Source organism: Exiguobacterium sp. s36 (assembly GCF_018618345.1).
GTDB lineage: Bacteria > Bacillota > Bacilli > Exiguobacteriales > Exiguobacteriaceae > Exiguobacterium > Exiguobacterium chiriqhucha.
Genome location: NZ_JACSLW010000003.1, coordinates 43,848 through 56,642 on the forward strand (window position 1 = coordinate 43,848; position 12,795 = coordinate 56,642).

11 protein-coding genes are annotated in these 12,795 nt (G+C 53.1%); 7 read left to right on the forward strand and 4 right to left on the reverse strand.

Annotated features, from left to right (window positions below; translation table 11 throughout):
* Positions 1-7: 7 nt before the first annotated feature.
* Complete coding sequence (locus KNP95_RS08135; RefSeq protein ID WP_214836843.1) at positions 8-481, forward strand: peptide-methionine (S)-S-oxide reductase; 474 nt, start codon at positions 8-10, stop codon at positions 479-481.
* Positions 482-510: 29 nt separating this feature from the next.
* Here the strand turns inward: KNP95_RS08135 and KNP95_RS08140 are convergent, their stop codons facing one another.
* Together KNP95_RS08140 and KNP95_RS08145 are read right to left on the reverse strand one after the other, a co-directional pair.
* Positions 511-753, reverse strand: coding sequence for a hypothetical protein (locus KNP95_RS08140; protein ID WP_214756495.1), 243 nt, complete (start codon positions 751-753; stop codon positions 511-513).
* A gap of 18 nt (positions 754-771) precedes the next feature.
* Positions 772-1,404, reverse strand: a complete 633-nt coding sequence (locus KNP95_RS08145) for an HNH endonuclease family protein (RefSeq protein WP_021067884.1) — start codon at positions 1,402-1,404, stop codon at positions 772-774.
* A gap of 255 nt (positions 1,405-1,659) precedes the next feature.
* Here KNP95_RS08145 and KNP95_RS08150 point away from each other — a divergent pair, with 255 nt between their 5' ends.
* The gene (locus KNP95_RS08150; RefSeq protein ID WP_021067885.1) at positions 1,660-2,853 is read left to right on the forward strand and encodes a DUF4317 domain-containing protein; all 1,194 of its coding nucleotides are present in this window, start codon (positions 1,660-1,662) and stop codon (positions 2,851-2,853) included.
* Positions 2,854-3,184: 331 nt separating this feature from the next.
* Here KNP95_RS08150 and KNP95_RS08155 read toward each other — a convergent pair whose 3' ends face one another.
* Positions 3,185-4,630 carry a DEAD/DEAH box helicase gene (locus tag KNP95_RS08155; protein ID WP_214836484.1) on the reverse strand — a complete coding sequence of 482 codons (1,446 nt, stop codon included), beginning with the start codon at positions 4,628-4,630 and terminating at the stop codon, positions 3,185-3,187.
* A gap of 99 nt (positions 4,631-4,729) precedes the next feature.
* Positions 4,730-5,869: an N-methyl-L-tryptophan oxidase gene (gene solA / locus KNP95_RS08160; RefSeq protein ID WP_214836486.1), complete on the reverse strand. Its 1,140-nt coding sequence runs from the start codon at positions 5,867-5,869 to the stop codon at positions 4,730-4,732.
* Between the two features lie 154 nt (positions 5,870-6,023).
* Here solA and KNP95_RS08165 point away from each other — a divergent pair, with 154 nt between their 5' ends.
* The 5 genes from KNP95_RS08165 to KNP95_RS08185 all read left to right on the forward strand — a co-directional run bounded on the left by KNP95_RS08165 (position 6,024) and on the right by KNP95_RS08185 (position 12,739).
* The gene (locus KNP95_RS08165) at positions 6,024-7,103 is read left to right on the forward strand and encodes an alpha/beta hydrolase (protein ID WP_214836488.1); all 1,080 of its coding nucleotides are present in this window, start codon (positions 6,024-6,026) and stop codon (positions 7,101-7,103) included.
* Complete coding sequence (locus tag KNP95_RS08170; protein WP_214836490.1) at positions 7,100-9,874, forward strand: glycoside hydrolase family 3 C-terminal domain-containing protein; 2,775 nt, start codon at positions 7,100-7,102, stop codon at positions 9,872-9,874. The genes KNP95_RS08165 and KNP95_RS08170 overlap by 4 nt, the downstream gene beginning before the upstream one ends.
* A gap of 273 nt (positions 9,875-10,147) precedes the next feature.
* Positions 10,148-10,414 carry a CD3324 family protein gene (locus tag KNP95_RS08175; protein WP_214801866.1) on the forward strand — a complete coding sequence of 89 codons (267 nt, stop codon included), beginning with the start codon at positions 10,148-10,150 and terminating at the stop codon, positions 10,412-10,414.
* 132 nt (positions 10,415-10,546) lie between these two features.
* Complete coding sequence (locus KNP95_RS08180) at positions 10,547-11,197, forward strand: FusB/FusC family EF-G-binding protein (protein WP_214836492.1); 651 nt, start codon at positions 10,547-10,549, stop codon at positions 11,195-11,197.
* 174 nt (positions 11,198-11,371) lie between these two features.
* Positions 11,372-12,739, forward strand: coding sequence for an alkaline phosphatase (locus KNP95_RS08185; protein ID WP_214836493.1), 1,368 nt, complete (start codon positions 11,372-11,374; stop codon positions 12,737-12,739).
* Positions 12,740-12,795: the final 56 nt, after the last annotated feature.

Below are 12,795 nucleotides of genomic sequence, written 5' to 3' on the forward strand. Positions count from 1 at the left end.
GAGACTGATCGAAACCGTTTATTTAGCAGGTGGCTGCCTCTGGGGCGTCCAAGCGTTCATCAAGACGTTACCCGGTGTCATCGAAACAGAGGCCGGACGGGCGAACAGGGCGACGGATACGCTTGACGGAGCATATGACGGCTACGCCGAATGCGTCAAAACGACGTTCGATCCGAGCGTCGTCACGATGAAGGAGTTGATGAATTACTTATTTGAAATCATCGACCCGTATAGCGTCAATCGCCAAGGCGAAGATGTCGGCGAAAAGTATCGGACCGGCGTCTATAGTGCAGACCCACGCCATTTGAAAGTCGCACGCACATTGATCGACAACCGAAGCGATGCGGACCGAATCGCGGTCGAGGTATTGCCGCTCACGAACTACGTCCGAAGCGCGGACGAGCATCAAGACCGGCTTGAGCGATGTCCGGACGATTACTGCCATATCCCGAAGACATTATTAGAGAAGTACAAACAATGAGCCGACACGATGCCGTGTCGGCTCATTTGTTATGCCCGCTCGAGGACGTTCACGAGCAAGCGATGCACGACCTCATGGTCGCGCACATCATGCAGTTTGTAGTCTTTCCCGGGCAATGTGTACCACTCGGCCGCACCGACGTACGTGATGGCGAGCTCGAGCGTGCCGTCTTCCTGGCACGTCGTCCGTAATTCAAGTTCTCCACTGATGACGCCGACTTCCTCGGTCATGACGCCGTGAGTAGCTTTAAATACTGAAGATTGCTGGTTCATCGTAGACTCCTTTCTGAATCAATAGACGCAAGCATTGATGGCCGTTTGAAGGGCCGTCTTTTCTGTCGATTGGAGGCTGAGACCCCAGCGGCTCTTCGTCTCGACCCACATCTTCGCATAAGCGCAACGTGCACCGGTGCGTGTCGGTTGCCATGTTGACGGGTCTTGGTCCCCTTTTGAACGGTTCGAGCTGGCCGAGACGGCAATCAGCTGTGGTCCGGTCAAATCGTTGGCGAAGCTTTGACGTTTCGTCGTCGTCCAGCTGTTGGCACCTGAACGCCACGCTTCGGCCAACGGTACGACGTGGTCGATATCCAAATCAGATGGTGACGTGAACGTGATGCCGTCATAGTAACTGTACCATGACCCTGATGTGACCGGACAGTCACCGACGTACGAATCGGCGTCACGTTTCAAGACGACTTGACGCGTGTCGCAGCCGTTCCCTTGTCCGCTCCAGTGCGGGAACAGGTCACGGCTATAGCCGGTCATCGTTCCTTCAGTTTTAACGGTCAATGCGTTCAACTTCGTGAGCGCACTCGATTTCGATGGAATATTGGGCGGAAGTGCCGAGGCGGTCGGCGTCGTGAAGTGGAGCGACGTGGCGACCAAGATGATGGCGAATAACGAACTGATGCATTTTTTAAGCATGTTTGTGCCTCCTATTATGTATGACGACTGAACGACGCGCATCGTAAACGCACGATGCACATCGACTATACATGGCAAGGAAGTGAGAAATACGCAAATTTACAAAAAATGAATCCAAAGATTATAAAAGTTGAGGTCAGGGACATGATACATGACATCAGACGTCCCGGCTTTAGCACTACTGGCATACGCGCAGGCACCAACTATTGGTATAATGAAGGCGGTTTGTAGTAAAGGACGAAGGAGTTGGGATGAATGAATCAAAAAGACATCGCGGCGATTCGCAAGCATTTCAAGTTGAATGCGGAAGCGGTCAAAATCGCTGACATTTATAATATTTATATTCGCCAAGACAGCAACGAGATTTTTTACGAGGAGTTACGCTCGTTCCCGTTTGTCGAGCAGGAGCACCAAGAGCTGTTTCTCGCCAACTTCAAGAAAGTGCTCGGCGGCAAAATCGACGAGAAGCTATTCGAAGTGAAGTTTCAACATCCGGAGCCGGGCCAGACCGACCATACGCAGACGTTGTTGTATGAGGCGCTTCGGACCGACGAGATCGAAGAGTGGGCCGGTATGATGCAGCGGATCGCGCTCAAGATGGTCCAGGAGGCACCGTTTGAGAAAGATATGGTCGTCACGTTCATTCGCTTCAAATACAATAAGCCGACACGCCGTCACTCGGAGGAGACGGAAATCGATATGCGTGACGAGGTATGGACGTCACGATTCATCCTATGTAGCATCAACCAGACCGAGCTCCCGAAACAGTCGCTCGTGTTCGATTATATCGAGCGGGAGTTCAAGTCGAATATCTTCATCAATCCGGTCATCAAACTCGATGCCCCGATTGGTGGTTTCATGTTCCCGTGCTTCACGGACAACGCGGCCGACGTCAACCATATCTTGTACGCCGCGCAAAAGGCTCATCAACCGGACTTTGGCTTTATCGAGAACGTCTTGAACGGGACCGAGATTGTGACGGCGGTCGAGGAGAAGGCGATGTTCGAGGAAGTCGTCAAAACCGTCATCGGCGAAGAAGTGAACGTGGGGACGCTCGCTACCGTTTACGATGAAATCAACCAAATGATCCTCGCCGAAGCGGAGCGTGAGGACGAGGAAGAGAGCGTGCCGATGATTGACGCCCGCACTGTCGAAATCGTCTTGAAAGCGAGCGGTGTCGAGGACGTGACGACGGAGAAGGTCGAGCAGGCGTTCCAACAAGTCGTCGACGACCGCCAATATGAGATGAAGGCGAGCAGCGTCGTCCCGAAATACACGTCGAAATCGATTAAAATCAATACGAAAGTCGCCAATATCTCAATCAGCCCGCAAGACTTGAAGTACGTGAGACAAGTGAACGTGAAAGGGAAACGTTGCCTGTTGATTGAACTAGAAGAAGACACGGAAATCGAAGGATTCAAGTTGATCTCGGAAGAACTGCTCGACTGACGCTAAGCGGACGGAGGCGAGCGGGTTCACCCGTTAGAAATCGTTGAGCGGATGACCGCCCTTGCTGTCCTCCTGTCGAGACATCGTTCGATTCGAGAGGACAAGATTGATTTTCTTCATTTGGAAGACTGAGGTTCAGACAATCGTCTGAGCCTTTTTTTGTCAATCACGTGAGGATAGTTGAATTTCGGAACGGTTATCGGTATGATGCTCTTGAAAGCGTTCTCTCGATAGGTCTTATTTTTTTAAAGTTCACCGAAAGCGCTTTCGGTAATGTTGGTTAAACACAAAAAAGGCCCGGAGAGATCTTCCTCTCCGAAACCTAGATTGTTTATTTATGGGCTTTACTAACTTTTAGTTTTTTACCTTTAATCGGTGTCGATTCCATCGCCTGAAGGACGAGTGAGCCTTTGCCGTTCAAAATGTCGACGTACGTCATCTGATCGTTGATTGTGATGATGCCGATATCGTCAGCCGTCACACCCGGTATTTTGGCGATGGTACCGACGAAGTCGACGGCGCGGAGTTTTTTCTTCTTCCCGCCGCTGAAGTGAAGCTTCATGATGTCTTGGTTGATCCGGGCCGTCTTGTTGTTGCGAACGACACGTCGTCCGCTCAACTTCTCTTCGAACGCGGCTTTGTTGCGCGCGACTTGTGTTTCGGTCGGGGCATCCATCTCCGGGATATCGAATTTGATGAACGCTTCGATGGCGCGAACGAACTTGCCCTCGTGAGGCGTCGCGAGCGTGATCGCTTTCCCGGCGTTACCGGCACGGCCTGTGCGCCCGGTCCGGTGCACGTAGCTCTCTTTTTCCATCGGCACGTCATAGTTGATGACGAGGTTGACGTTATCGACGTCAATCCCACGTGCTGCGACATCAGTCGCGACGAGATAACGGAAGTTACCCATCTTGAAGCCTTCCATGACGGCGAAGCGGTCTTCTTGCTCGAGGCCACCGTGGAGGCGTTCGCACGAGTAACCGGCCTGGTCGAGCTCGGTGTAAACCGTGTCGACATGTTCTTTCGTCCGACAGAAGATGAGGCAGCTGTCCGGATTCTCGACGACCGTCACATCTTTCAGCACGGCGAGCTTGTCTTCGCGGCGCACTTCAATCAAGCCGTGTTCGATCGTCGAAGCGGTGACACCGCTCGATTCGATGGCGACACGGATTGGTTCGTTCATGTGTTTCTGGCACAGGCGCTCGATGTCGTTCGGGAACGTCGCCGAGAACACCATCGTCATACGGTCGCGTGGCAATTCTTGAAGAATCGCCTCGACGTCAGCAAGGAAGCCACGGTTCAACATCTCGTCGGCTTCATCGATAATCAAGTAATCGATTTTATCGAGAACGAGTGTCTCACGTTCGATGTGGTCCATGACGCGTCCTGGTGTCCCGACGACGATGTGCGTCTTCTGCTTCAATTCTTCACGTTGTTTCGAGAACGGTTCTTTCCCGTAGACGGCGGTCGCCTTGATGCGTTTGAAACGACCGATGTTCGTCATATCCTCACGGACTTGGACGGCAAGTTCGCGCGTCGGTGTGAGAATCAGCACTTGTGGCTTGTTCTCTTCCCATTCGATGAGTTCCGTGACCGGGATGCCGAACGCTGCGGTCTTCCCGCTACCGGTTTGGGCTTTGACGACCAAGTCTTGACGCTCGAGTGCGAGCGGGATGACTTTCTGTTGGACTTCGGTCGGTGATTCGTATTTCATGATGCCGAGCGCACGTTGGATATCTTCGCTTAGGCGATAGTCTGAAAAGCTTGGTTGATTCATAGGTTTACCTCATTTTCGTGTAAGAAACTTCTATTCGAGAAATTTTCATTAGCAATTTGGATTACGCTTCATTATACACGAAACGAAGCGGTTCGTCGTTCATGCACGAAAACGAGCGAGACGGAAGCGACTCAAATCGAACGATGTTTGCCCGTCTAGCGTGAGCTGACTCAGCACTTCGCCCATGACACTGCCGAACTTGAAGCCGTGACCTGAGAAACCGCAGGCGATGAGCACGTTGGAGTGCTCGGGATGAACATCGACAATGAAGTCGTGATCGTCCGACATCGTATATAGGCACGTCTTGCCTTGATTCAAGGCACCGTTCGCCTCGGGCATGTACGTCGCGAGGAAGTGACGCAAATCGCCTTCGTCGGCTTCATAGCGACCGAAGTTTTGTGTATGTAGGTTCGGATCGATGGACTGACCGCCGTCGGTCCGTCCGACTTTTAGTCCGGCCCCGTCAAGACTTGGGAATCCATAGAACATCCGGTCATCGTCCTCGACGAAGAACGACGGGAACGTCGCGTCTGAATAGAGCGTCTCGTCCGCATCGAACCAGCCGACGACTTTCCGGGTCGGTTGAAGCGGGAGCGATATGTCAGGAAGTAACTGCTTCGCCCATGCTCCGACTGTGACAATCACTTTCTTGGCGTAAAACGTCGCCTCGGACGTGACGATGGTGACCCCGTCCGAATTGAAATCGAGCGACTTGACGGGAGTGTTCATGACGAACTCGGCGCCGTTTGCGACGGCCCGCTCACGATACGCCCGAATGGCGTGTTCGCTGTATAACAATCCTGATTCGGTCTCGTAACAACCGATATAGTCGTCTGGAATCGAGAGTCCGGGCCAACGTGTCTCGATGTCTCCTTTAGACAAAAGCTGGAGCGGCAAGTCATACTTTTCGGCCGAGGCAATCGTCTCATCGAGAAACGCCGAATCGCGTGGCCCGATACCGAGGACACCCGTTTTCTTGAAAATCGGATACTGCGACGTACGGTCGAGATCTTCCCATAATTTTTGGGCCCGTTTGACGAGTGAGACATACGCACGACCTTCCCCGTAGGCATGGCGGATCATCCGGGTGTCCCCGTGATGGCTGCCTTTGTTATGAGGCGGGTCGAACGCATCGATGACAAGCGTATGGGCACCGCGTTCCGTTAAAAACGAGGCAGCTGACATGCCCATCGTGCCGGCGCCGATGACAGCGACGTCATATCGTACTGGTTGTGACATATGGACATCGATCCTTTCTACTGGAGTATTAGTAGAATGGTATGGAAAAGCTGGATAATTGTCAATTTTTTCTTGTTGAGTAGGGCGAAACAGTAAGGAATCAGGGAATTGAATCTACGTGTCAATTTTGCCTATGAAAAGGGGACTACATATCATGTTGAATCCACGTGAGACGTATCGTGTATTGGTAGCAAAGCTTGAGACAGCTCGACAAGCCTACACAATAGACGGTGTCGAGACCATCATCAAACCTATCCCAGACACTGATGTGACCGGAGACCTCGATCCACGGGTGTTAGCCGTCATCAAAGGCTATGCCGCATCCGAGCCGGAAACGTCATTCGACTTGGCGTCTGCCCGTGCCAGCATGGGTTGGCCCAACCGTGACGTGACGACGATGGACATCACGACAGACCACGTTATGATTCCGAGCGCTGACGGTGACATCCCGGCGCGCCTGTATCGACCGCGCACGGAAGAGACGTTACCGGCCATTCTGTTCTTTCACGGCGGTGGCTTCTTCGGAGGGACGCTCGATACGGTCGAGAACCCGTGTAAGTTACTGGCGGAGAAAGCGAACGCCCTCGTCGTCTCGGTCGATTACCGGCTCGCGCCGGAGCATCCGTTTCCAGCCGGACTGAACGACTGTTACCGAGCGCTCGAATGGGTGCACGAGCGTGCCGATGAGCTCGGGGTGTCACGAGACGACATCGCGGTCGCCGGCGACAGTGCCGGCGGCAACTTGGCGACCGCTTGTTGCTTACTCGACCGATCGAACGAGACGAACATGATTCGTTTCCAGGCGCTCATTTATCCGGTCGTCAATTTAGGATCGATTCCGACAGACGATTACGAATGGACGCTCGACCGCTATGAAATCAAGCATCATCACGACTTAATCCGTGGCGTCGTCATGACGCTCGGAGATTCAGAAGACTTGTTGAACCAAATCTATTTACAAGGCAAGGCCGAGCTGACCGACCCGCTCGTGTCGCCGTTGTTCGCGGATGATGTGAACGGCTTACCGCCCGCTTTGATCATCACGGCCGAATACGATTACCTTCGTCTCGAAGGCGAGGCGTACGCGCGTAAACTCGCACGCGACGGCGTACCGACGCGACTGATTCAATACCGCGGGATGGACCACGCTTTTATGGATAAGCTCGGCGACTACCCGCAAGCCGAAGACTGCATGATTGAAATCGCAAATGGAATGAAGGAGATGACACGATGAAGACTTACACATTGAACTGGGATACATATAAACAACTGGCGCGGACAGCCGTCGCAGAAGGGGCCGTCCTCTTGAAGAACGAGCACGCGACGCTTCCGATTCAAGCAGGGACGACCGTTTCTGTGTTCGGACGCAGTCAATTCAACTACTACAAGAGCGGCACGGGGTCAGGCGGAATGGTCAACGTCTCGCATGTGACGAGTCCGCTCGAGGCGCTCCAGGCGACCGAAGGGATTCAATTGAACGCATCGCTTCTTAAGACGTATGAGACATGGGTCGAGGCGAATCCGTTCGACCAAGGTGTCGGTTGGGCCGGCGAACCGTGGTCGCAGCCGGAGATGGAAGTGACGGACGAGCTCGTCGCGGAAGCGGCCGAGGCTTCTGATTTGGCGCTCATCTTCATCGGACGCACGGCCGGTGAGGACCGGGATAACACGGCCGACCCGGGTAGCTATTTGTTGACGGACATCGAGCAGTCGCTGATTGAGAAGGTATCAAAAACATTCACGAAGACGGCTGTCGTCTTGAACGTCGGCAATATCATCGACATGGATTGGGCGCACCAACCGAGCGCGATTCTTTATACGTGGCAAGGCGGAATGGAAGGTGGCACTGGACTCGTCGACGTCTTGACGGGTGTCGTCACACCATCTGGTAAGCTGACCGATACGATTGCCAAATCGATTGAGGACTACCCATCGACGAAAAATTTCGGTCATGCGGACAAGGGCATCTATCAAGAAGACATCTACGTTGGCTACCGCTATTTCGAGACGTTCGCTAAGGATTCAGTGCTCTATCCGTTCGGGTTCGGCTTGTCGTATACGACGTTCACGACCGACGTCGCGACGGCGAGCGAACAGGACGGCGTGATCACGGTGACCGTTGATGTGACGAACACAGGCGCTGTTGAAGGAAAAGAAGTTGTCCAGCTGTACGTCGAAAAGCCACAAGGCACGCTAGGGAATCCAGCGCGTTCGCTCGTCGCCTTCGATAAAACGGACACACTCTCACCAGGGGAACGGACGACACTCACACTCAGCGTCCCGGTCACGGACTTCGCGAGCTATGACGACAACGGCGCGACCGGGCACGCGTCAAGCTTCGTTCTCGAGGCCGGTACATACGAGCTTCACCTCGGGACCGACGTGCGCTCGGCACGACCGGTGTTCGCGTATGAAGTGGCATCCCTTCAAGTCGTCGAGACGCTCAGCGAGAACATGGCCCCAGTTACTCCGTTCGATCGCATCAAACCGGTCACTGGCGAGAATGGTTATTTGGTCGAATACGTGCCGACGCCGCTCCGTGCGGTCGATGTCGAGGCACGTTACCTCGCCGAACGTCCGGTCACGCGCGACTACGTCGGTGACGACGGCTTCACACTGAAGGACGTTTATGCGGGCAAGGTCGAGCTCGATGCGTTCCTCGATCAATTGACGGATGAGGATCTAGCCTGCATCGTCCGGGGACAAGGCATGAACTCGCCGCGCGTGACACCGGGGACAGCCGCCGCGTTCGGTGGCGTGTCGGACCGTTTGACCGACCTCGCTATCCCGGCCGTATGCTGTGCGGACGGCCCGTCCGGCATCCGGATGGACATCGGGGCGAAGGCGTTCGCGCTTCCGAACGGGACACTCCTCGCGTCGACGTTCAACGTTCAATTGGTGGAAGACTTGTTCGAGATGACGGGGCTCGAGATGCGCAAGAATCGCGTCGACACGCTCCTCGGACCAGGGATGAACATCCACCGCAACCCGCTGAACGGCCGGAACTTCGAGTACTTCTCGGAAGACCCGCACGTGACCGGCAAGATGGCGATCGCTCAATTGAACGGGATGCATCGCGTCGGTGTGACAGGGACGCTCAAACACTTCAGCGCCAACAACCAAGAGGCGCACCGTCACGATATCGACTCGATCGTCTCGGAGCGGGCGCTGCGTGAGATTTACTTGAAAGGGTTCGAGATGGCCGTCAAAGAAGGCAAGGCGACATCAATCATGACGACGTACGGCGCTGTCAACGGTGTGTGGACGGCCGGACTCTATGACCAGAACACACGTATCCTCCGGGATGAGTGGGGCTTTGAAGGCATCGTCATGACCGATTGGTGGGCGAAAGTGAATCATCATGAAGACGAGCCGGCGAACCGTCAGAACACGGCGGCGATGGTCCAGTCACAGAACGATTTGTACATGGTCGTCGATCGTCCGGACACGAACTCGTTCGACGATAACACGGGCACGGCACTCGAAGCGGGCACATTGACGCGTGGAGAACTGTTACGGAGTGCGGCCAACATCTGCCGCTTCGTCTTGAACGCCCCGGCGATGGAACGTCTCGTCGGTGTCCACGACGGTTCGGTCGAGGTGATCGGGCTCGACGAGGAAGCCGGACAGGCCATCGACTTTGATGTGACGTATCGCCACCTTGAGAGCGGTGAGGCCGTCAGCTTGAGTGATGCGGACACATCGACAGGGAACACGCACGTCTTTGCTGTTTCGGTCGATGAGACAGGCACGTACGACGTGACAATCACGGCGAAATCGGACGCGGGCGAACTTGCCCAGATGCCGGTCACGCTGTTCGCCAACAACATCCCGGGCCCGACGTTCACGTTCAACGGAACGGACGGCGAATGGGTGACGCAGACGAAGCAAGTATTCTTCCTGAATCAACATAACTACTTGCAACTCTATTTCGCACTTGGCGGTCTCGACGTGAAAGACATCACGTTTACGCTCGCGGACTCGTTCAGCATGAAAAACGGATGATCAACAAGAGCTCTTCATTGTATATGTTCGCCTGCCTTTTAAACATCACGAGATGTTTTGTATAATGGGGTCAACATCTTGTGATTTGAAAGGGGGGCGCATATACGTGGAAAATCGTTTGAGATTTTCTAAGTCTTCAATCACTCATGCAAAGCCAGTTGTCACAAAGGCGATCATTTGCATGGGGCAGAACGTTTCATTTGATCGCTAAATCGTGTGACAACGATGGCTTTGCTTCCTTATTGTCGGATTCTTAATAAGGAGCGAGCAGAAATGAAGTATGTAAATGCGCAACAGATTCTTCCGGAGAAATTGCTTCAGGAAGTTCAACGATACGTCCAAGGGGAGACGCTTTACGTCCCACGGACCGGTCAAGACAAGAAGCGCTGGGGAACAGTCAGTGGTGGGAAACAGCTGCTTGAAAAACGGAATGAAGCGATTCGAACATCCTTTGAGAAGGGGACTCGGGTCGAGCAGTTGGCCGCTGACTATCATTTAGCGGTCACGACCATTCGGAAAATCGTCTACTCTTCACAGTAACTAGCGGTACAGCGCATTTTTTGCGACTGTACCGTTTTTGTATAGAACAGTTCTAATTCAAAGTCGGTACAATCGGGTCGTCCGAAATCCTTTACACTGAAGGGAGTCAGGATTGAGAAAGGATGACTGAATATGCAAGAGCGTTTTATTGAGAACCACCAATTTAATTTCATTCGAGAGCAAGTCGAGATGATTCGAGATAGTCGAAAGAAAAGCTTACCACCTTCCGTGTTAAAAGCCGTCATCGATTTGGCCAATGCCAAAATTGCTTTTCTGTTTCCTGAAGCGACATCAGCTCAGCTTGCCATGTTGGACGTATCAAAGTTACAAACCGACGAAGCCTATGATGGGTTTATAGATGAGTTAAGACCTCACGTCCGGTCGTTTCCGCAAGTGTCGGAACAGCAAGTGAAAAAAATGTTTCCAAAACAGAAAAAACTACGGCTTCCAGACGCAGCGGAACTTAATGTGAATCGTATGTCCTACATGAGCTGGAACGACCTGCGTTCCAATCGGAAATATATCCTTTGCGAAAAGAATCATCAGCTGATTGGGATCGAGCTTAAGGCAAGCTCAAATGCGAAGAAAAATATTTGCGCCTTCTGTAATCAGTTGGCAGAAGTCTCGTATTGCGTCACCATCACAAAAGCAAAACAAGCTAAAAATCCTGACTATTATAAAGCGATTGGGACGTATATTTGTACAGACAGTGCCTCATGCAACGAGAAAATGACGAATCTTGACCCCTTGATGACGTTCGTCGAAACAGCTTTGAAAGAGTGAGTGGGATTGACCATGCGTCAATCCTTTTTATATTGGGTTTAATGTGAGGTGACGTGATTTTGTCTTTACAAAACCTATACAGGATTGACGCCGTCTTGAAAAAGCATCTTAACAAATTTCCGTTAGTCTACAAAAGTCCAGAAACGCAGTACATATTCGGGAGGGACTAAGGAAATGAAGAAATCTATGAAAAAAGTGATTCCATTGGCGGTCGTGTCGACACTCGCACTGGGTGGGCTGATCGGGATGCAACAAAACGAGACAGAGGTACAGGCGAAGGAAGGCAAGAACGGCAAAGCGAAAAACGTCATCTTCATGATTGGGGACGGGATGGGCGTTCCATACACGACGGCGCTACGCTACATGAACGACACAGAAGGAGTGGACATGCCACAGACGGCGTTCGATCCACACTTGGTCGGCTTGCAGTCGACGTATCCAGAGGATGAGGCCGAGAACGTGACGGACTCAGCGGCAGCGGCCACAGCGATGAGCGCCGGTGTCAAGACGTACAACAATGCCATCGCGGTCGACAACGACAAGTCGGACGTGAAAACGGTCCTCGAGCAGGCGAAAGAGAACGGCATGTCGACCGGGATCGTCGCAACGTCGGAAATCACACACGCGACACCGGCCTCATACGGTGCCCACGAAGAAGAACGCAAGAGTGAGAACGCGATCGCCAACGATTATTATGATGAGTTGATTAATGGGGAACATAAAATCGACGTCATGCTAGGCGGCGGGACCGACTTCTTCGAACGCTCGGACCGCAATATCGCGAAACAGTTCCAACAAGACGGATATAGCTATGTGACATCGGCAGAAGAGATGAAGCAGGACGACAATGAACAAGTGCTCGGTCTGTTCGCCGAGGTCGGACTTGACAAGATGATTGACCGGGACGACAGTCAGCCGAGCCTGGCGGACATGACGACGTCGGCGCTCGACCGCTTACAGGATGACGAGGATGGTTTCTTCTTGATGGTCGAAGGCAGCCAAATCGACTGGGCCGGTCATGACAACGATGTCGTCGGCGCGATGAGTGAGATGAAAGACTTCGAAAATGCGTTCAAGGAAGTCGAGAAGTTTGCGAAAGAGAACGGAGAGACGTTGGTCATCGTCACAGCCGACCACTCGACAGGTGGCTTCTCGATCGGTTCGGACGGCAACTATAACTGGGATGCGGCTCCAATCCAAGCGGCGAAACGTACGCCGGACTTCATGGCGAAACAGATCGAGGCAGGAAAAGACGTCGAAGCCGTCTTGAACGAATGGATCGACCTCGACTTGACGGATGCGGAAATCAAATCGGTCCAACAGGCTGCCGAAACGAAAGACGTGACGAAGATTGACAATGCGATTGAAAAAATCTTTGATGCACGCTCAGGGACGGGTTGGACGACGGACGGTCACACCGGGGACGACGTGCCGGTCTATGCATACGGTCCTCAAAAAGAGCAGTTCACGGGCATGATCGACAACACGGATCAAGCCGCGCGCATTTTTGAGTTGTTGGAGAATCGTGGGAAAATAAAATAAGGAAAACGGACAGAGGGACCATGCGGATAGTTGCCGCGTGGTCCCTTTGATTGGAT